At 72.0% G+C, this 18088-nt stretch carries 18 protein-coding genes and 1 pseudogene; 12 read left to right on the top strand and 7 right to left on the bottom strand.

Features of this window, described 5'->3' with window-relative positions; translation table 11 throughout:
* The first annotated feature begins 1 nt into the window (after position 1).
* The 3 genes from ICW72_RS00420 to ICW72_RS00410 all read left to right on the top strand — a co-directional run bounded on the left by ICW72_RS00420 (position 2) and on the right by ICW72_RS00410 (position 2394).
* Entirely contained in the window at positions 2-1327 is a 1326-nt protein-coding gene (locus ICW72_RS00420; protein WP_191084423.1) for an HlyD family type I secretion periplasmic adaptor subunit, read from the top strand.
* Positions 1328-1408: 81 nt separating this feature from the next.
* Positions 1409-1771 (top strand): hypothetical protein, encoded by a 363-nt coding sequence (locus ICW72_RS00415; protein WP_191084422.1) that lies wholly within the window; start codon positions 1409-1411, stop codon positions 1769-1771.
* A 56-nt stretch (positions 1772-1827) separates the two neighbouring features.
* Positions 1828-2394, top strand: a complete 567-nt coding sequence (locus ICW72_RS00410; RefSeq protein WP_191084421.1) for an ankyrin repeat domain-containing protein — start codon at positions 1828-1830, stop codon at positions 2392-2394.
* Between the two features lie 161 nt (positions 2395-2555).
* Here the strand turns inward: ICW72_RS00410 and ICW72_RS00405 are convergent, their stop codons facing one another.
* Entirely contained in the window at positions 2556-3338 is a 783-nt protein-coding gene (locus tag ICW72_RS00405; RefSeq protein ID WP_191084420.1) for a squalene/phytoene synthase family protein, read from the bottom strand.
* 109 nt (positions 3339-3447) lie between these two features.
* On the opposite strand from ICW72_RS00405, the pseudogene ICW72_RS00400 reads away from it, so the two are divergent.
* Positions 3448-4085 (top strand): annotated as a pseudogene (locus tag ICW72_RS00400) (superoxide dismutase).
* Between the two features lie 185 nt (positions 4086-4270).
* Here ICW72_RS00400 and parE read toward each other — a convergent pair.
* Positions 4271-6244: a DNA topoisomerase IV subunit B gene (gene parE, locus ICW72_RS00395; RefSeq protein ID WP_191084418.1), complete on the bottom strand. Its 1974-nt coding sequence runs from the start codon at positions 6242-6244 to the stop codon at positions 4271-4273.
* A gap of 258 nt (positions 6245-6502) precedes the next feature.
* Positions 6503-6985, bottom strand: coding sequence for a DNA starvation/stationary phase protection protein Dps (dps, locus tag ICW72_RS00390; protein WP_191084417.1), 483 nt, complete (start codon positions 6983-6985; stop codon positions 6503-6505).
* A gap of 203 nt (positions 6986-7188) precedes the next feature.
* Between dps and ICW72_RS00385 the strand changes: the two genes are divergently transcribed.
* A complete protein-coding gene (locus tag ICW72_RS00385) occupies positions 7189-7560 on the top strand; it encodes a M15 family metallopeptidase (RefSeq protein ID WP_191084416.1) in 372 nt (123 codons plus the stop codon).
* Between the two features lie 9 nt (positions 7561-7569).
* On the opposite strand, the gene ICW72_RS00380 is transcribed toward ICW72_RS00385, so the two are convergent.
* Both ICW72_RS00380 and ICW72_RS00375 read right to left on the bottom strand, forming a co-directional pair.
* Positions 7570-9165 (bottom strand): MFS transporter, encoded by a 1596-nt coding sequence (locus tag ICW72_RS00380; RefSeq protein WP_191084415.1) that lies wholly within the window; start codon positions 9163-9165, stop codon positions 7570-7572.
* A 48-nt stretch (positions 9166-9213) separates the two neighbouring features.
* Positions 9214-10281, bottom strand: coding sequence for an NAD(P)H-dependent flavin oxidoreductase (locus tag ICW72_RS00375; protein WP_191084414.1), 1068 nt, complete (start codon positions 10279-10281; stop codon positions 9214-9216).
* A 97-nt stretch (positions 10282-10378) separates the two neighbouring features.
* Between ICW72_RS00375 and glmM the strand changes: the two genes are divergently transcribed.
* From glmM to ICW72_RS00360, 3 genes are read left to right on the top strand one after another with little or no spacing between them, the layout of a single operon-like run.
* Positions 10379-11758, top strand: coding sequence for a phosphoglucosamine mutase (gene glmM, locus ICW72_RS00370; RefSeq protein WP_191084413.1), 1380 nt, complete (start codon positions 10379-10381; stop codon positions 11756-11758).
* Positions 11755-12573 carry a bifunctional hydroxymethylpyrimidine kinase/phosphomethylpyrimidine kinase gene (gene thiD / locus ICW72_RS00365; RefSeq protein WP_191084412.1) on the top strand — a complete coding sequence of 273 codons (819 nt, stop codon included), beginning with the start codon at positions 11755-11757 and terminating at the stop codon, positions 12571-12573. Before glmM ends, thiD begins: the two co-directional genes overlap by 4 nt.
* A gap of 8 nt (positions 12574-12581) precedes the next feature.
* On the top strand, positions 12582-13499 hold the full coding sequence (locus tag ICW72_RS00360) for a TDT family transporter (protein ID WP_191084411.1): 918 nt from the start codon (positions 12582-12584) through the stop codon (positions 13497-13499).
* Here the strand turns inward: ICW72_RS00360 and ICW72_RS00355 are convergent.
* Both ICW72_RS00355 and ICW72_RS00350 read right to left on the bottom strand, forming a co-directional pair.
* Positions 13496-14215, bottom strand: coding sequence for a GntR family transcriptional regulator (locus ICW72_RS00355; RefSeq protein WP_223880726.1), 720 nt, complete (start codon positions 14213-14215; stop codon positions 13496-13498). The genes ICW72_RS00360 and ICW72_RS00355 overlap by 4 nt on opposite strands.
* Positions 14212-15831 carry a thiamine pyrophosphate-binding protein gene (locus tag ICW72_RS00350; RefSeq protein ID WP_191084410.1) on the bottom strand — a complete coding sequence of 540 codons (1620 nt, stop codon included), beginning with the start codon at positions 15829-15831 and terminating at the stop codon, positions 14212-14214. Before ICW72_RS00350 ends, ICW72_RS00355 begins: the two co-directional genes overlap by 4 nt.
* A gap of 122 nt (positions 15832-15953) precedes the next feature.
* Here ICW72_RS00350 and ICW72_RS00345 point away from each other — a divergent pair, with 122 nt between their 5' ends.
* Genes ICW72_RS00345 through ICW72_RS00330 form a run of 4 tightly spaced genes read left to right on the top strand, consistent with a single transcriptional unit; the run spans position 15954 to position 18084 of the window.
* Positions 15954-16688, top strand: a complete 735-nt coding sequence (locus tag ICW72_RS00345) for a succinate dehydrogenase/fumarate reductase iron-sulfur subunit (RefSeq protein WP_223880725.1) — start codon at positions 15954-15956, stop codon at positions 16686-16688.
* Positions 16685-17026, top strand: a complete 342-nt coding sequence (locus tag ICW72_RS00340; protein WP_191084408.1) for a succinate dehydrogenase — start codon at positions 16685-16687, stop codon at positions 17024-17026. The genes ICW72_RS00345 and ICW72_RS00340 overlap by 4 nt, the downstream gene beginning before the upstream one ends.
* 1 nt (position 17027) lies before the next feature.
* A complete protein-coding gene (gene sdhC / locus ICW72_RS00335; protein ID WP_191084407.1) occupies positions 17028-17363 on the top strand; it encodes a succinate dehydrogenase, cytochrome b556 subunit in 336 nt (111 codons plus the stop codon).
* Positions 17353-18084: a sulfite exporter TauE/SafE family protein gene (locus tag ICW72_RS00330; RefSeq protein WP_191084406.1), complete on the top strand. Its 732-nt coding sequence runs from the start codon at positions 17353-17355 to the stop codon at positions 18082-18084. The genes sdhC and ICW72_RS00330 overlap by 11 nt, the downstream gene beginning before the upstream one ends.
* Positions 18085-18088 lie beyond the last annotated feature (4 nt).

The following is an 18088-nucleotide window of genomic DNA, read 5'->3' as shown; positions in this document are numbered from 1 at the left end:
CATGGCCACGCCGCTTTCCGCCCCCGCCGCCATGTTGGACGCGCCGCACCCGCCCACCCGCGGCGTGATCCTGGCCGGGATGCTCGTCCTGCTGGCCGGCTTCGGCGGCTTCATGGCCTGGGCCACCATGGCCCCCCTGGCGGAAGCCACCGTCGCCCCCGGCGTCATCACCGTGGAGGGCACGCGCCGCACCGTGCAGCACCTGGAGGGCGGCGTGGTCCGCGCCATCCTGGCGCGCGACGGCGACCGCGTGCGGGCGGGCCAGGTGGTGCTGCGGCTGGACGATGTGCAGGCCGGCGCGACGCGCGAGGCGCTGCGGGCGCAGCAGGCTTCGCTGATGGCCCATGCGGCGCGGCTTTCGGCCGAGGCCGCGGAACATGGCGCGCTGACCTTCCCCGCCGCGCTGCAGCACATGGACAACCCCCGCGCGCGCGAGGCGATGGCGGGCCAGGTCGCGCTCTTCACCGCACGGCGCGCGGCGCTGGACGGCCAGCTTGCCATCATCGCGGCGCGCGAGGCGCAGGGGCGCGCCAGCCTCGACTCCGCCCAGGGCCAGCTGCGCGCGGCCGAACGCCAGCACGCGCTGATCGTGCAGGAGGAGGCGATGCGGCGGGGCCTGGTGAACCAGGGCCTCTCCCGCCTGCCCGAATTGCTGGCCGTGCAGCGCGGCCGCGCGGCGGTGGAGGGCAGCATGGACGAGTTGCAGGGCCAGGTCGCCCGCGCCCGCGCCACGATCGAGGAGGCGGAGCGCCAGGCGCAATCCTTGCTGAGCCAGCGCCGGCAGGAGGTGAACGCCGAGGCGCGGGAGGTGGCCCAGCGCCTCGCCGAGGTCGAGGAACGCCTGATGGCCGCCGATGACGTGGCGCTGCGCCGGGACATCCTGGCCCCCGCCGACGGCACGGTGGTGAATTCGCGCGTCTTCACCCTGGGCGGCGTGGTCCGCCCCGGCGAGCCGCTGCTGGACATCGTGCCCAGCGCGGACCGGCTGGTGGCGGAGGTGAACATCAACCCCACCGACATCGACGCCGTGCGGACGGGGCTGCCGGCGCAGCTGCGCCTGCCCGCCTTCCGCCAGAACATGGTGCCCTACCTCTCGGGCGAGGTGATCTTCGTGGCGGCCGACGTCACCACCGACCCGCAGACGCGGATGAGCCATTACCGCGCGCGCATCGCGCTGGACGAGGCGGCGCTGGCGCGCATGCCGGGCGTGTTCCTCTCACCGGGGATGCCGGTGGAGGCGCATGTCATCACCGGCGCGCGCAGCTTCTGGCGCTACATGACCCAGCCCCTGCGGGAGAGCCTGCGCCGCGCCTTCACCGAACCCTGAGCCAAGGTCTCATTCCTTGCTCAATCTGGTGTTCAGACGCAAATATGTTACATCGGCACCAAATCTGTTGGGGGATGGGTCATGCCGCTGCAGTTCGTCAGTCGCCGGGACGCGGTCACGATTTATCGCGTCGAGGCCGCTACGGGGGCGGAGCGGTCGCCGCGGGTGCTCCTGGGCAGCGTCTCCCGCCATGATTTTCAGCTTCGCCCTTCCGCCAAGGTCACGATGACGGAGGAGGAGCGGGAGGAGGTGGAAAGCCGTCGCCTCTACCTGCAATTGCGTGACGGTATCCGCCAGAAGCTCGCCGCGCATGAGATCGAGGACACGGTCAGCGATGTGCTGGCCTATTTCACCAGCGTGACCGACGAGGCCGAGCGGGACATCCTGCGCCGGGCCATGACGGAGGCCGCGCGCCGGTTGCAATGCGCCGTGCGGGCCGCCTGAGGCCGGCGCCGAACACAGGCCTTTCTTCCGCCGCGCCGCCATGGCATCCAGGGGGCATGACGTGTTTTCCGCATCGCGTGGCTTTGGCCGCCCTGCTCCTTGCCGTGCCCTCCCTGGCCCAGGCCCAGGGGCCGACGCGGCTTCCGGGCGCCCAGCCCGGCGCGCCCGCCCAGCAGCGCGAGGCCCCGCCCGCCCTGCCGGGGCTGCAAGGCCGCCAGGGCACGGTGGCGCCGTCCGAGGTGCCGCCCTCGGCCATGAACCCCAATGACGCGCTGTTCGACGGCATCGCCCGCGGCGACCTGCCGGCGGTGCGCGACGCGGTGAATCGCGGCGCGGACCTGCGCGCGCGCAACGCGCTGGGCCTGACCCCGGTCGAAGCCGCGGTGGACCGCGCGCGGGCGGATGTCACCTTCTACCTGCTGTCGGTGCGGGGTGGGGCGGGCATGGCCTCCTCCGGCCCGCCGCGCGAGGCCACGTCCGCGCCGCGCGCCCGTCCGCAGCCGGCACCCCGCCCGGTGCGCGCGGCGCCGACGCCCGCCGCGCGGCCGGCTCCCACCCTGCGCGCCGATCCCGGCCAGCCCATCCCCTCGCTGGGCTTCCTGGGCTTCGCGCCGCGGGGCTGAGCCGCCGACCGGGCGAGAGCGGGATGCGTTGAGGTGGAATCACCGAGAACGCTGAAGCCCGCTCTCAGCAAAGGTGAGAGCAGGCTGCGTGAACGCGGCATGCTCTGACAGGGCGATTCGCCACCCCGGACCGGACGCGGGCGGCACGCCGACGCGTCCCGTCAGGCCCTCCCACGAATCCCGCGCCATGCGACGGCCAGACGGTCCATCCCGCCACGATGGACCGCCTGCCCGCGCGCGAGGCGCCGCAAATCCCGCCGCGCCAGCACCAGCGGCAGCGCGGCCGCGACGGAATCGCGCGGCAGGCCGGAGAGGTCGGGCGCGGGCGAGGCCTCGGCGGCGAGGCGGCGGATGGCGGGGGCGGCCACGGCCGGGTCGTGCAGCACCGCGTGCGGGTCCACGAGATCGGCGGGCAGCAGGCAACGCCCCTGCGCGGCCAGCGCGGGCACCGCGCGGAGCACGCCCGCCAGCCCATAGAGCGCGCCGGCCTGCTGCAAGGCCGGCATGACGGCGGGGGGCGCCCCCAAGAGCCTCCCCGCCGCCACGGCGAAGCCGCCCGCCGTGCCGCGCAGATAGGCGTGGAAGGCACCGGTGGAGGGGATGGGTTCTTCCTCCATCTCGGGCTCGCGCGCCTCGGTCATGGCGATGAGGTCGGCCGGAGCCAGCGCGCCTTCGCGGATGGCGGCATGAAGCGGCGCGGCCACCTCATGCGCGCGAGGGGCGGCGCCGTCCGCCGCCTGCTCCACCACCTCGCGCCACCAGGTCAGGCGCATGAGGGCCAGCATGGGGTTGGTGGCCGCCTCGCGCGCGCGGGCGAGTTCGTGGTTGAAGGCGATCAGGGTGAACAGCGCCTCCCGCCGCGCCGGCGGCGCGAAGAGGGCGCAGAGGAAGCGGTCCGGGTCATGGCGGCGGGCCAGCGCGCCGCAGGGGCTGAGTTCGGGCATGGGTGGCGCCTCCATGGGGGTGAACCCCGGCCTCCGCAAGCGGTTGACGCCCCGGGGGCGCGCCTCTTAGCTGCGCCCCAGTCCCCGCAGCCATTTCGGAGAAGCCCACATGGCCTTCAGCCTCCCCCCCTGCCCTACAGCACCAACGCCCTCGCCGGCCAGGGCATGTGCCAGGAAACCCTGGAACTGCACCATGGCAAGCACCACAACGCCTATGTCACGGCGCTGAACGGCCTGGTCGAGAGCAAGGGCCTCGCCGGCAAGTCGCTGGAGACCATCGTGGCCGAGGCCGGTGCCGCCGGCGCCGATGGGCTTCCCGCGCTGAACCAGGCCGGCCAGCATTGGAACCACATCCTGTTCTGGCAGGTGATGAGCCCCAATGGCGGCGGCGACAAGCTGCCGGGCAAGCTGGCAGCCAAGATCGACAGCGACCTGGGTGGCCTGGCCGCCTTCAAGGAGGCCTTCAAGCAGGCCGGTGTCACGCAGTTTGGCTCGGGCTGGGCCTGGCTGATCCTGAAGGCTGACGGCAAGCTGGCCGTGACCAAGACGCCCAATGGCGCGAACCCGATCTCGACCGGCGAGGGCACGCCCATCCTGGGCGTGGACGTGTGGGAGCACGCCTACTACCTGGACTTCCGCAACGTCCGCCCGAACTACCTCGACAACTTCCTGAACAAGCTGGTGGATTGGTCGGTGGTGGAGAGCCTGATGGAGCAGGGCGGGCTGAAGAGCGGCCAAAGCGCGTAATTGCGCGCGCACGAAGGCTTCGCCTTCGTGCCTTCAATCGGGCCCCCATCGCGGCGTGCCGCGATGGGACCCGTCGCCAGCGCGCGCATCCGCGCGCTCGGCTTTGCCGCACTTGCGGCGGGCCGCATTCGCGGCCTCGGCCCTTCGGGCCGCTTTATTAGTGGCTCGCGTGAGGGGCTCCCCCCTCACGCATCCACCATCTCCACATCCAGGCTCGCCGCATTGTCCTGGATGAACTTGAAGCGCAGCTCGGGCTTGCGGCCCATCAGCGCCTCCATGAGATCCGCCGTCGCCGCGCGCTCCTCGGGCGGCAGCACCACCTGCAGCAGGGTGCGCCCGGCCGGCGCCATGGTGGTCTCCCGCAGCAGGGCGGGCGGCATTTCGCCCAACCCCTTGAAGCGGCTGACTTCCACCTTCTGATTGGGCTTGAAGTGGCGCTTCATCTGGCGCTCACGATCGGCGTCGTCCATCGCATAGACGCTCTTGCCGCCGTGCTGGAGGCGGTAGAGCGGCGGCTGGGCCAGGAAGACCCTCCCCGCCCGCACCATCTCCGGCAGCTCCTTGTAGAAGAAGGTCATCAGCAGGGCGGCGATGTGCGCGCCGTCCACATCCGCGTCCGTCATGATGACGACGCGGCCATAGCGCAGGCGCGAGAGGTCGAAGCGGTCGCCCACGCCGCAGCCCAGCGCCTCGATCAGGTCCTTGAGTTCCTGGTTGCCGCGCAGCTTTTCCGCGCTGGCGCTGGCCACGTTCAGGATTTTCCCGCGCAACGGCAGCACGGCCTGGGTCTCGCGGTCGCGCGCCTGCTTGGCCGAGCCGCCGGCGCTGTCGCCCTCCACCAGGAAGATTTCCGTGCCCTGGGCGCTTTCGCGCGAGCAGTCGGCCAGCTTGCCCGGCAGCCGCAGCTTGCGGGTCGCGGTCTTGCGGGGCGTGTCCTTCTCGGCGCGGCGGCGCAGGCGTTCCTCGGCGCGCTCGATGGCAAAGGCCAGCAGATTGTCGGCCATGGCGGGGTTGCCGGCGAGCCAGTGGTCGAGGCGGTCGCGCAGCGCGGTTTCCACCAGGCGCTGGGCGTCGGCGTTGGTCAGCTTCTCCTTGGTCTGGCCCTGGAATTGCGGCTCGCGGATGAAGACGCTGAGCATGCCGGCCAGGCCCGTGAAGACGTCCTCGGCCGTGATGCTGGCGGCGCGCTTTTCCTTCTTGAGCTCGCCATAGCCGCGCAACCCCTTCACCAGGGCCGCGCGCAGCCCGGCCTCATGCGTGCCGCCCTGCGGGGTGGGGATGGTGTTGGCGTAGGTGGAGAGGAAGCCGTCGCCCTGTTCGAGCCAGGTCAGCGCCACCTCGCAGCGCCCGGCGCCGGCGGGGAAGTCGAGGAGGGCGGCGAAGGGTTCGGGCACCACCGTCCCGCGCCCCTCGATGGCGGCGGAGAGGAAGTCCGCGAGGCCGCCCGGGAAGTGCAGCGTGGCCTCGGGCGGCGTGTCGGTGCCGGCGACCAGCCTGGGCTCGCAGCGCCAGCGGATTTCGACGCCGCGATAGAGATAGGCCTTGGACCGGCACAGCTTGAACAGCCGCTCCGCCCGGAAGGCGAGCTGGCCGAAGATCTCGGGGTCCGGCTTGAAGCGGATGAGGGTGCCGCGGCGGTTGCGGACCTCGCCCTCGCGCTTGAGCTTGGTGACGGGTTTGCCCCGGGCGTAGGATTGGCGGAACAGTTCGCCGCCGCGCGCGACCTCGACCTCCAGCGATTCGGAGAGGGCGTTCACCACGGAGCTGCCCACGCCGTGCAGGCCGCCCGAGGTGTCATAGGCCTTGCCGGAGAATTTCCCGCCCGAATGGAGGGTGGTGAAGATCACCTCCAGCGCGGAGAGCTTCGGGAATTTCGGATGCGGGTCCACCGGGATGCCGCGGCCATTGTCGCGCACCGACAGCAGGTTGCCGGCTTCCAGCACCACCTCGATGCGGTCGGCGTGGCCGGCCACCGCCTCATCCATGGCGTTGTCCAGGATTTCGGCGGCGAGGTGATGGAGGGCGTTCTCGTCCGTGCCGCCGATATACATGCCGGGGCGGCGGCGGACGGGCTCCAGCCCCTCCAGCACCTCGATGTCGGCGGCGGTGTAGGCGTTGCCAGGCTTGGCCGGGCCGGGCTTTCCGAAAAGGTCGCTCATGGGGCGGGCATAGAGGAAAAGCTGGGGCGAGGGTATGGCGGTGCAGCATGCCCAGCGAGGGTCAGGCATTCCCCAGGAGAATCCGGCCGCACAGTGGCCGGCGCGCCGCCAATCCACCGGAAGCGTCACCGGGCTCTTGAGGGCGCAACACCCCAAAATCCGGCCGCACGGCGGCCGGCGCCGCCCAACCTACCGCCGGGCCAGCACACCCGCCGCGCGGCGTAGCCAAGCGCGCGGAGCGCGCGCCGGCGCTTGAGGTCAGCCCAAGTGCGCTTCCAGCATCCACAGGGCCTTGTCGAGCATGCGCGAGGTGCCGGTCAGCAAATCGGCCGTGTCGGCATCGCCCGCCTCGGCGGCGGCGTCCACGGCGGCGCGGGTGGTGCGGGCCAGGGCGGCGTAGCGCTCGGTCAGCGCGGCCACATGGTCCAGCCCGTCGCGCGTCTCCTCGGAATAGGGGGCCAGGCGCGTGCGGCTGGCGGCGAGCTGTGTCGTGCCGTCGGGCGCGCCGCCGAGCTGCACCACGCGTTCGGCCACATCGTCCACCGTCTCGCTCAGCTGCTCGTAGAAGGTGCCGAACTGGGCATGCAGCGCGGCGAAATGCGGGCCGCGCACGGTCCAATGCGCCATGCGAACGGCATTGGTCAGGTCCATCAGATCCACCAGCGCGGCGTTGAGCAGGTTCACGCTGGCGAGGCGGGCATTCTCGCCCAGATCGTTGCGGGTGGCGGCGAGCTTGGCCATGGTCTTGTCCTTCCTTCGGTTCTCCACGTCAGATAGGCAAGCGGGGCCGGCGCTTCACCGCATATTGGCGCATTGCTGCCCCGTTCACCATCCCGATGCCGTCATAAAACAAGAGGTGCATCGTTTTGATTGATATGCCGCTTCAGATTCTCCATCCTGCGTTCATTTCAAACGGAGCCCCAATTCTATAGGAGAATCCTCAGATGGACGCGCGCAGCGAAAAAAGCCTTCAGGGCGTGCACCCAGACTTAGTGGCCGTGGTGCGTCGCGCCCACGCAGTGTCGCCGGTCAACTTCATCGTCACGGAAGGTCTTCGGACGCCGGAACGACAGCGAGAATTGTTTAACGCCGGTGCCACCAAAACGCTTCGCAGCCGGCACTTGACGGGCCACGCCGTAGACCTCGCTGCGAAGGTCGGCAACGAAGTGCGTTGGGACTGGCCGCTTTACGAACAGTTGGCACTCGCGATGAAGGCGGCGGCGGAAGAGCTTGGCGTTCCGGTCGAATGGGGCGGAGACTGGCCCAATTTCCGAGACGGCCCGCACTTCCAACTACCTTGGAAGGATTACCCCTGAGCTAACCTTTCAAACGGGAACATTCACATAGCGCGCCGCCTCAGGCCCCAGATCGCCCTGGTGAAAAGTGGCGGCGTGGCGCAGCACGGCGTGGTCCTGCTCGGTCATGCGGGCGGCCTCGCGCAGGTGCTCGGCCCAGTTCTCGATGGTCCAGAGTTCGACCCAGCGCTCGGGGTGGGCCACGTCCTCATAGAGGCGCCACAGTGCCGCCCCCCCGCGCAGACGCGCGCGCCGCACCTCGCGCATGGCGGCCAGGAAGGCGGCGCGGCGGGCGGGCGGCACGCGGTAGCGCACCACCTCCAGCACGCGGTTCTCGCCGCCGGCCAGCAGGGACTGGAGTTCGGCGGATTCGGGTTCGGGCATGACGAAGGGGGGCGTGGCGGCGGGGGCCTCGCGCAGCGCCTCGCCGTCAATCCGCGCGCCGCGCACCAGCACCGCGGCCGCGGCACCGCCGAGCGCGAAGAGGCCGAGCGTGGTCGGCACGCCGATCAGCCCCGCGATCCAGCCCGCGCCGGCCGCACCCCCGGCCAGCGCCCCGAAGAAGCACATCTGGTAGATGCCGATGGCCCGCGCCCGCACCCAGGCCGGGGCCGCGATCTGCGCCGCCGCCTGCAGGGTGGAGGCCGCGGAAATCCAGGCCACGCCGTAGATCACCATGGCCAGCGCGGCAAAGACCCAATGGTGCAGCGTGGCCATCATCGCCATGGCGAGCGCGCCGAGCAGCGAGCCCACGAAGACCATCCCCGAACGGTCCAGCCGTCGCCGCGCCGCCGGCAGCAGGAAGCCCGCGGCGACCGCACCCGCGCCCATGCAGCCCAGCAGCAGGCCGAAGGCCTCGGGGCCGAGGCCGAGTTCATGCCGCACCAGCAGCGGCAGCAACCCCCAGACGGCCGAGGTGAACAGGAAGAACACCACCGCGCGAAGGATGGCCGCGTGCATGGCGGGCGAGGCCGCCACATAGCGCGCCCCGGCGCGCACGGCGGAGAGGAAGGGCTCCGGCGCCGGCCGGTTCGCCACCACCGGCCGCTTCCAGCGCCACAGCGCCGCCACCAGCACCAGAACGCAGAGCGCGTTCAGCAGGAAGGCCGCCCCCACCCCCGCCCAGGCGATGGCCAGCCCGCCCACCGCCGGGCCGATGGCGCGGGTGATGTTGAAGCCGATGCCGTTCAGCGCGATGGCGCCCATGAGGTCCTCGCGCGGGACCAGCTCCGGCGTGGTGGCGGCCCAGCCGGGGAAGCTCATGGCGAGGCCCGCCCCCAGCCCGAACGTCAGTGCGACAAGCCCCCAGGGGCCCAGCAGCCCCGTCCAGGACAGGACGCAGAGCAGCAGGGCCACGAAGGTCATCCAGAGCTGCGCGCCGATCAGGAAGTGGCGGCGGTCAATGATGTCGGCCAGCGCGCCGGCCGGCAGGGCCAGGAGAAACACGGGCACCATGGAGGCGGCCTGCACCAGGCTCACCATCATGGGCGAGGGGTCGAGGCCCGTCATCATCCAGCCCGCGGCCGTGTTCTGGATGAACAGCCCGATGTTGGAGACGAGGTTGGCGAGCCAGAGGGTGCGGAAATCGGCGTGGCGCAGCGGCGCCAGGGCGGCAGGTCTTTGCATCGCGGCGCACAATGCCCGGGAAAGGGCTACCTGGGTGTTACCCTTCGTTCACGGGCAGGGCAGCAATGCGTCGGCGTCGCTCCACCAGCGCGCGACCAGTTCCGCCGCCGGCTCGGCCCGGGCCAGCGCCGCCCCCTGCCCCGCCCAGGCCTGCATGCGCGACACATCGCCCGCCGCCACGGCCTCGGCCCGCATGGGGGCGCTCAGCGCGCGTTGCACCGGATAGGGGGCGGCGGGCACATCCGCGAAGGCCTCGGTGGCGGCATTGCGGATGCCGCGCCCGGCCCGGCCGGAGAAGGCGCGGGTCAGCACCGTGTCCTCGGGGGCCGTATGCGCCAGCGCCTCGGCCCAGGCGGGGGCGATGGCGGCCTCGGGCGTGCGGAGGAAGGCCGTGCCCATCTGCACGGCACTGGCCCCCAGGGTCAGCGCGGCCGCGATGCCGCGCCCGTCCATGATGCCGCCCGCCGCGACCACGGGCACGCGCAGCGCATCGGCGAAGCGGGGGATGAGGGCGAAGAGGGGGATGGCCTGGGCCTCGCCCCGCGCGGGGTCGAAGCTGCCGCGATGCCCGCCCGCCTCGGCGCCCTGGGCCACCACGGCGTCCGCGCCCGCGGCCTCGGCGGCCAGGGCTTCGTCCAGCGTGGTGGCGTTGGCGATCCAGAGGATGCCGGCCGCCTTCAGCGCGGCCACAAAGCCCGGCTCCCACAGCCCCATGATGGTCGAGACCACGCCAGGGCGCACCGCCAGCAGCGCGTCGCATTGCGCGGCGAAGTCGGGCAGGAAGGGGCCCTCGCCGGGCTCGGGCGGCAGGGGGCCGAGGCGGCCCAGCGCCTGGCGCGCCGCCTCCTCCCGCGCCGCGTCGCGCAAGGGTGGCGGGTCGGGCGTCCAGAGGTTCACCTGGAAGGCGCCGTTGCTGGCCCCCCGGAAGGCCGCCGCCCAGGACGCGATCTCGGTTGGCGAGGATTGCAGCGCGCCGAAGCCGCCCATGCCGCCGGCATTGGCGACGGCGGCCGCCAGCGCGGGTGGCGCGGCGCCGGCCATGGGCGCCTGCAGGATGGGAACCCGTAGCCCGAAGCGGGCACAGAAGGCATCGGCGCGGGCGCGGGCGGAGGTCATGCGGCCAGGGTGCGCCGCCCGGCTGGCCCGTCAAGATGGACGCAGGACCAAGGCGGCGCTAGCACTTCCTGAGTTACAGCGGCCAGAGAGAAATGCCATGAGTCCCGACAGCCTGCCGCCCGCACGCCCGCGCAAACTCTTCGGCACCGATGGAATCCGTGGCGTGGCCAACCGCCCGCCCATGGATGCGGGCACGGCGCTGCGCCTCGGCCAGGCGGCGGGTCGCTTCTTCAACCGGGGCACGCACCGCCACCGCGTGGTCATCGGCAAGGACACGCGGCTGTCGGGCTATATGCTGGAACCGGCACTGACGGCGGGCTTCATCGGCGCGGGCATGGATGTGGTGCTGGTGGGGCCGCTGCCCACGCCCGCCATCGCGCTGCTGACGCGCTCGCTCCGCGCGGATCTGGGCGTCATGATCAGCGCCTCGCACAACCCGCATGAGGACAATGGCATCAAGCTGTTCGGGCCGGACGGGCTCAAGCTCTCGGACGAGCAGGAGGGCGAGATCGAGGCGCTGATGGGGGGCGACCTCAGCGCCGCCCTGGTGGCGCCGGACAAGCTCGGCCGCGCCTCGCGCCTGGAGGATGCGCCGGGCCGCTACATCGAGGCCGCGAAGGCCAGCTTCCCGCGCGGCCTGACGCTGGAGGGGCTGCGCATCATCGTGGATTGCGCCCATGGCGCCGCCTACAAGGTCGCCCCCACCGTGCTGTGGGAGCTGGGCGCCGAGGTGGTGTCGGTTGGCGTGCAGCCCGATGGCTTCAACATCAACCGCGGCGTGGGCTCCACCTCGCCCAAGCAGCTGGCCGAGATCGTGCGGGAGCGGCGGGCCGATATCGGCATCGCGCTGGATGGCGACGCGGATCGGCTGGTGCTGGTGGATGAGCGCGGGGCACCGGTGGATGGCGACCAGATCCTGGCACTGATCGCGGAATCCTGGGCGCGGGAGGGCCGCCTCAAGGGCGGCGCGGTGGTGGCCACCGTCATGAGCAACATGGGCCTGGAACGCTTCCTCGGCCGCAAGGGAATCACCCTGCACCGCACCCCGGTGGGCGACCGCTATGTGGGCGAGCGCATGCGCGAACTGGGCTGCAACCTGGGCGGGGAGCAATCCGGCCACATGATCATGAACGACTTCGGCACCACCGGGGACGGGCTCGTGGCCGCCCTCCAGGTGCTGGCCGTGCTGGTCGAGGAGAGGCGGCCCGCGAGCCAGGCCTGCAACCGCTTCACCCCCCTGCCCCAGCGCCTGGTGAACATCCGCTTCGCCGGCCCCTCGCCGCTGAAGGATGCGGGCGTGCAGGCGCTGATCGCGGAGGAGGAGGGGCGCCTCGGCACCCAGGGCCGCGTGCTGATCCGCGCCTCGGGCACCGAGCCCTTGATCCGCGTGATGGTGGAGGCCGAGGAGGAAAGCTTGCTGAACCAATCCCTGGACCGGCTCTGCGGCCCCATCCGCGCCAAGGCGGGTGCGGCATGAAGGGCCGCGTCCTCATCTGCGCGGGTTCCGATTCCGGGGGTGGCGCGGGCATCCAGGCCGACATCAAGGCCGTGACGGCGCTGGGCGGCTTCGCCATGACGGCCATCACCGCGCTGACGGCGCAGAACACGCTGGGCGTGCAGGGCGTGTTGCCGGTGCCGACCGACTTCATCGCGGCGCAGATCGCCTCCGTCATGGATGATCTGGGGGCGGACGCCATCAAGACCGGCATGCTGCACGACACGCCCACCATCAACCTGGTCTGCGACGAATTGCTGGCCCGCGCCCCCGGCGTGCCCCTGGTGGCGGACCCCGTGATGGTGGCCAAGGGCGGCCACCGCCTGCTGGCCCCCGACGCGGTGGAGACGCTGAAGCGCCGCCTCATGCCGCTGGTGACGGTGCTGACCCCCAACATCCCCGAGGCCGAGGTGCTGGCCGACATGGACATCCGCACCGAGGCCGACATGCTGCGCGCGGCCGAGGCGCTGCTGACGCTGGGCGTGCCCGCCGTGCTGCTCAAGGGCGGCCATATGGAGGGCGAGGTGCTGGTGGATTTGCTGGCCACCCCCGATGGCGTGACCCGCTTCGAGGAGCGGCGGATCGCCACGCCGCACACCCATGGCACGGGCTGCACCCTCGCCTCCGCCATCGCGGCCGGCCTCGCGCAGGGCATGGCGCTGCTGCCGGCGGTGGAGCGCGCGCGGCGCTATGTGCGCGCGGCCATCCAGTCCGCACCGGGCTTCGGCGGAGGGCATGGGCCGCTCGATCATGGGGTGACGGTGGACCCGGCGCGGATCACCGCCGGCGGGGTCTGACCGGGGCGGTGCAACTGCGTCACCTGCCTTTGCCGCTGCTGGCCATGCCCATGGGGCTGGGCGGGCTGGGCCTCACCTGGCGCGAGGCGGCGCGGCACCACGGCGCCTCGGCCCTGGTGGGCGAGGCGGTGATGGTCCTGGCCGTGCTGGCCTGGGGGCTGCTGATCGGCCTGCACCTGCTGCGCGCGCTGCGCCACCCGGAGGCGGTGGCCGAGGATTGGCGCCACCCGGTGCGCGCCAGCTTCTTCGCCGCCGGCACCATCGGCGCCATGGAGGTGGCCGCGGCCTTCATCCCCTGGGCGCCGGGCCTGGCGCGATGGCTGCTGCTGCTGGCCATCGCCGCGCATGTGGGGGTGGCGCTGGCGCTGCTGGCGCGCTGCATCCGCGGGCGCGGCCATGTGGACATGCTGGCCCCGCCCCTGCTGATGCCGCTGGTGGGGCATCTGGTGGCGGCGATGTTCTGCGCGCCCCTGGGCCTGCACATGCTGGGCTGGATGCTGCTGGGCGTGGGCGGCCTGCTCTGGCTGCTGGTGATGCCGCTGCTGCTGTGGCGGCTGATCGCGCGGCCCGACCTGCCGCCGGCGCTGCGGCCTTCGCTCGCCATCTTCCTGGCCCCGCCCACGGTGGGAACCCTGGCCGTGGCCTCCTTGGCGGGGGTGGGGCCCTGGGTGCTGGCGCTGTTCGGGCTCTCCTCCTTCCTGCTGGCGCTGCTGGTGCTGGGCCTGCCCTACATGCTGGCGGCGGGCTTCACCCCGGCGCTGTGGTCCTTCACCTTCCCGCTGGCCAATTTCGCGGCGGTGATGGCGCTGGTCGCGCCCGGTTGGCCGGCCTGGGCGGCGCTGCTGGTGGTGACGGGGGTGATCGGCGTGATCCTGGCCCTGACCTTGCGCGCGGCCTGGGATGGGCGGCTGCTGGCGCCGCCTTAGCGCAATTCCACCGCGTAGCGCAGCGCGTCCGTCCGCAGCAGGGTGTGGCGGTGCTCCACCCGCCGGTCCAGCACGTCGAAGGCGACGCGCGAGATGGCGAGCAGCGGGCTGCCCTGCGGCACGTCCAGGCGCGCGGCCGCCTCGGGCGGGGCGGCGATGGCCGTGAGCCGTTCCTCCACCCGCAGCACGGTCACGCCATGGTGGCGCTGGTAGTGGACGTAGAGCTCATCCTCCAGCACCTGCCCAAGCGGCAGGGCGAAGCCCGCGAAAAGCGTTGCCGGCAGGGCGATGGATTCCAGCACCACGGGGCGGCCTTCCACCAGGCGCAGGCGTTCCATGGCCACCACGCGGGCGCGGGGCGCGAGGGAGAGCGCGTCGGCCTCCTCCGCCCGCGCGGGGCGGGTTTCCAGCAGGTGCGCGATGGAGGTGGGCACGGGGCGCGCGCCGCCCGGCGTCTCCACGCGGAAGAAGTGGAACAAGGCGCGGGCGGAGGTCGCCTCGGCCACATAGGTGCCCGCGCCCTGGCGGCGTTCGATGACGTTCTGCGCCTCGAGGGCCGCCAGCGCGCGGCGCAGCGTGCCCTGGCTGATGCCATATTCGGCGGCGAGCACGGGCTCGGTCGGCAAGGCGGCACCCGGCGCCCATTCGCCCGCCGCGATGCGCGCGCGCAGCGCGGCCTCGATGCGGGCGTAGAGGGGCGCCGGCTGTGCCTTCAAGCGGCGGGCCGCCGCAGGCCGGGGGCGGGCTGGCCCTCGATCACCACATTCACCACGGCGGGCTTGCCGCTGGCGAAGGCGCGTTCGAGCGCGGGGTGCAGTTCCTCGAAGCGCGTCACGAATTCGCCATGCCCGCCAAGTGCGGCGGCCACCAGGTCATAGCGCGTGGCGCGGCCCAGCTCGCAGCCATGGGCGCGATCCGCGCCATAGTCGCGCTTCTGGATCTGGTATTCCGCGTTCCACACCCCGTCATTGCCCACGACGCAGACGAAGGGGAGGTTGTGGCGCACCGCCGTGTCGAACTCGGCCATGTGGAAGCCGAAGGTGCCATCGCCCATGCAGGCCACCACCTTGCCCTCGGGCCGCGCCGCGCGGGCGCCGATGGCGAAGCAGGTGACGGCGCCGATGGCCCCCGCGACACCATTCGTGATGCGCTCCCGCCCCTTCAGGATGGCCTGCATCCATTGGCCGACCTCGCCGCCGTCCAGCATGAGGGAGGTGTCCTCGCCCAGATGCTTCTGCAGCGCCATGGCGAGGGTCGCGGGGTGGATGGGGCCGCCGGCACGGTCCTGGTATTGCGCCCAGGCGGGCGGGCGCCAGGCCACGACCTCGCGCGTGAAATCGCCCCAGGCCGCGTTCGGGTGCGGCGTGGCGGCTTCGGCCAGCGCGGTGCAGGCCTCGATGGGCGAGGCCATGGCGACCATGGCGAGCCGCGCGCCCAGCCCCTTCTGCGCGCGCGTGACCAGCGCGCCGTCCGGCTCGATGGCGATGAAGCGGGCCTTGGGGGCGGCGTTGCCGAATTTCAGCGTGAAGTCGAGCGGCTTGCCCAACAGGACCACGAGGTCCGCCTGTTCCAGCGCCTCCGCAATGGAACCGAGCGAGGGGTCGTTCAGTCCGCGCGGGCTTTCCATCATGATGCTCGGCAGGCCCGTGGCCTTCTCCAGCGCGGCGCGGGCCTTGCTGCCGTCCGGGTTGTTCAGCGCGGAGCCCACCACGATCAGCGGCTTCTGTGCGGCGTTGATCGCGCCCAGCACGGCCGCGCGGCTTTCGGGGGCGAGCGGCATCGGCGGCGCCAGATAGGCGGCCTCGTCGGGCAGGATGGGCTTGGCCTTGCCTTCCAGCACGTCGGTCGGCAGCGAGATGTGCACGGGGCCGGGCCGTCCGCCGCGCGCGATCGCAAACGCCTTCGCCACATCCTGCGCCAGGCCCGCCGTGCTCTCGGCCAGCCAGGCGGCCTTGGTCAGCGGCGCCGCCATGGCGACCTGCGGCGTCTCCTGGAAGGCGCCCATGCCGAGCTGGTCGCGCGGCGCATGGCCGGACAGCAGCAGCACCGGCACCTCGCCCGCCATGGCGGTGGGCAGGGCCGCGCAGGCATTGGAATGGCCCTGGCCGCCGGTGACGAGGGCGATGCCGACCTCGCCCGTCAGCCGGGCCCAGGCCTCGGCCATGTGGACGGCGGCGGCCTCGTGGCGGACATGGATGATGCTGATGTTGTCGCCGAAGGCCGCGTCATAGACCTCCATGATGTGGTTGCCGGAGAGGCTGAACACGCGGGTCACGCCGCCGCGCTTGAGCGCCCCCCACAGGATGTCCGCGCCGCGGAGTTCGTGCTGCATCTGTCGTTTCCCCTCTCCAGAGGGCGGCAGCCTGCCCCGGTCTTGTATAAGACTCAAGCCCGGGGCAGAGTGGGTGGATGGAAACGGTCCCGAAGGGCGAAAAGGCCCCCAACCCACCGAAAGTGGGCACCCTGAAAGTCAGGGTCTGGCGCGGGGATGCGGCGGGCGGAGAATTCCGCGAATACGCCGTCCCCGCGCGCGAGAACCAGACGGTGCTGGACGTGGTGACGCAGATCCAGCGCGAGCAGGAGCCCGACCTCGCCTACCGCTTCGCCTGCCGGGTGGGCATGTGCGGAAGCTGCGCCATGGAGGTGAATGGCCGCGCCCGCTGGACCTGCCGCACCCATGTGAAGCGCGTGGCCGCGCCTGGCGAGGCGCTGGACATCAAGCCGCTGGCGAACCTGCCCGTGATCCGGGATCTCGCCACCGACATGGCGCCCTTCTTCGACAAATGGGCGCGGGCGGGCGGGACCTTCCAGCCCAAGGACGCGCCCGATGGCGCGGTGCCGGCCGAATTCTCGGTGGTGCCGCCGGAGAGCAAGCAGCGGCGCGAGGCCGATGCGGGCATCGAGTGCATCGGCTGCGGCGTCTGCTACGCCTCCTGCGACATCGTGGCCTGGAACCCCGACTATCTCGGCCCCGCTGCCATGAACCGCGCCTGGACGCTGGTGAACGACGTGCGCGACGGCGCGCGGCGTGAGCGGCTGGAGGCCGTCAGCGGCGATGCGGGCTGCCATTCCTGCCACTCCACGCAATCCTGCACGGAAAGGTGCCCCAAGAACCTCGACCCCTCCTCGGCCATCGCGGGGCTGAAGCGGACGCTGTTCTGGGACAGCCTGTGGGGAAGGCTGCGATGAACGCGCGCGCGGGGCGGCACATGTGGGTGGCGCAGCGCGTCACGGCCATGTTCCTGGGTGTCGCGGTGCTGGTGCACCTCGTCACCATCATGGTGGCGGTGCGGGGCGGGTTGTCGGCGGCGGAAATCCTGGGGCGGACCCACGGGGCGACGGCGTGGTTCGCCTTCTACGCCGCCTTCGCGCTGGCGGCGGGGCTGCATGGCGCCATCGGCCTGCGCAACATCGCGATGGAATGGCTGGGCTGGCGCGGGCGGGGCTTCGACATGGCGTGGCTCGGCATCGGCGTCGTCACCGCGCTGTTCGGCATCCGTGCCGCCTGGGGGCTTTATGCGTCCTGACATGCGCGGCCGTTCGCACCCCACCTATGTGGCCTTCATTCTCCACCGCGTCTCGGGCCTGCTGCTGGCGCTGTTCCTGCCGCTGCATTTCTGGGCGCTGGGCCAGGCCATCCGCGGCGAGGCCGCCTTGGACGGCTTCCTGCGCTGGGCCGACAACCCGCTGGTGAAGGCCGCCGAATGGGGGCTGGTGGTGCTGCTGGCGCTGCACCTGGCCGGCGGGTTGCGCGTGATGGCGCTGGAATTCCTGGGCTGGCGCGCGCGGCAGAAGGACATGGTGGCCATCAGCGCCGGCGTCGCCTTCGCGGCCGGCCTGCTCTTCCTGCTCAATGTGGGCTGAGATCCTCCTCGTCTCGGCGGGCGGGTTTCTGGCCGCCTTCTGTGCCTCCATCGCGGGCTTCGCCTTCGTGCTGGTGGGGGCGGCGGTGCTGCTGCAATTCATGGCGCCGGCGCTGGTCGCGCCCATCCTCGTCATCGGCAGCCTGATCGTGCAGGGCATCGGCACCGTGGCGGTGTGGCGCGACATCCCGTGGCCACGCATGTGGCTCTATGTGGGCACGGCGACGCTGGGCATTCCGCTGGGCATCGCCGTGCTGGCGCTCGGCCCCGCGCGCTGGATCGTGGCGGGTGTCGGCGTGCTGCTGGTCGTCTATGCGGGCTATACGCTCGCGCGCATCGCGCTGCGGATGGCGCCCGCGCGCCTGCATGCCAGCGCGGGGCGGGATGCCGCGGTGGGCTTCGCGTCCGGCATATTGGGCGGCATCGGCGGCTATGTGGGCGCGCTGGTGGGCATGTGGGCCGATATGCAGGCCATGGCCCCGCGCGACACGCGCGCGCTGATGCAGCCCTTCATCGCCATCATGCAGGCCATCACCATCCTGGGCCTCGCCTTCACCGGCTTCTTCACGCGCGAGGCCGCCATCCTGACCGCGACCGCCGTGCCCGCGCTGCTGCTGGGCACCTGGCTCGGCCTGCGCGCGGGCCGGCGCCTGCCCGCGCAGGGGTTCCGCCTGGTGCTGCTGTCGCTGCTGCTGGTCTCCGGCATCTTTCTGCTTTTGTGAGGGA

It is taken from the genome of Roseococcus microcysteis (assembly GCF_014764365.1).
GTDB classification, from domain to species: Bacteria; Pseudomonadota; Alphaproteobacteria; order Acetobacterales; family Acetobacteraceae; genus Roseococcus; species Roseococcus microcysteis.
This window is presented reverse-complemented; position numbering and strand designations above follow the sequence as displayed.

Excerpts from the sequence above, each read along its gene's own strand:
- ICW72_RS00420 (WP_191084423.1), top strand. The coding sequence starts at position 2 with ATGGCCACGCCGCTTTCCGCCCCCGCCGCCATGTTGGACGCGCCGCAC.
- ICW72_RS00415 (WP_191084422.1), top strand. The coding sequence starts at position 1,409 with ATGCCGCTGCAGTTCGTCAGTCGCCGGGACGCGGTCACGATTTATCGC.
- ICW72_RS00410 (WP_191084421.1), top strand. The coding sequence starts at position 1,828 with ATGACGTGTTTTCCGCATCGCGTGGCTTTGGCCGCCCTGCTCCTTGCC.
- ICW72_RS00405 (WP_191084420.1), bottom strand. The coding sequence starts at position 3,338 with ATGCCCGAACTCAGCCCCTGCGGCGCGCTGGCCCGCCGCCATGACCCG.
- parE (WP_191084418.1), bottom strand. The coding sequence starts at position 6,244 with ATGAGCGACCTTTTCGGAAAGCCCGGCCCGGCCAAGCCTGGCAACGCC.
- dps (WP_191084417.1), bottom strand. The coding sequence starts at position 6,985 with ATGGCCAAGCTCGCCGCCACCCGCAACGATCTGGGCGAGAATGCCCGC.
- ICW72_RS00385 (WP_191084416.1), top strand. The coding sequence starts at position 7,189 with ATGGACGCGCGCAGCGAAAAAAGCCTTCAGGGCGTGCACCCAGACTTA.
- ICW72_RS00380 (WP_191084415.1), bottom strand. The coding sequence starts at position 9,165 with ATGCAAAGACCTGCCGCCCTGGCGCCGCTGCGCCACGCCGATTTCCGC.
- ICW72_RS00375 (WP_191084414.1), bottom strand. The coding sequence starts at position 10,281 with ATGACCTCCGCCCGCGCCCGCGCCGATGCCTTCTGTGCCCGCTTCGGG.
- glmM (WP_191084413.1), top strand. The coding sequence starts at position 10,379 with ATGAGTCCCGACAGCCTGCCGCCCGCACGCCCGCGCAAACTCTTCGGC.
- thiD (WP_191084412.1), top strand. The coding sequence starts at position 11,755 with ATGAAGGGCCGCGTCCTCATCTGCGCGGGTTCCGATTCCGGGGGTGGC.
- ICW72_RS00350 (WP_191084410.1), bottom strand. The coding sequence starts at position 15,831 with ATGCAGCACGAACTCCGCGGCGCGGACATCCTGTGGGGGGCGCTCAAG.
- ICW72_RS00340 (WP_191084408.1), top strand. The coding sequence starts at position 16,685 with ATGAACGCGCGCGCGGGGCGGCACATGTGGGTGGCGCAGCGCGTCACG.
- sdhC (WP_191084407.1), top strand. The coding sequence starts at position 17,028 with ATGCGCGGCCGTTCGCACCCCACCTATGTGGCCTTCATTCTCCACCGC.
- ICW72_RS00330 (WP_191084406.1), top strand. The coding sequence starts at position 17,353 with ATGTGGGCTGAGATCCTCCTCGTCTCGGCGGGCGGGTTTCTGGCCGCC.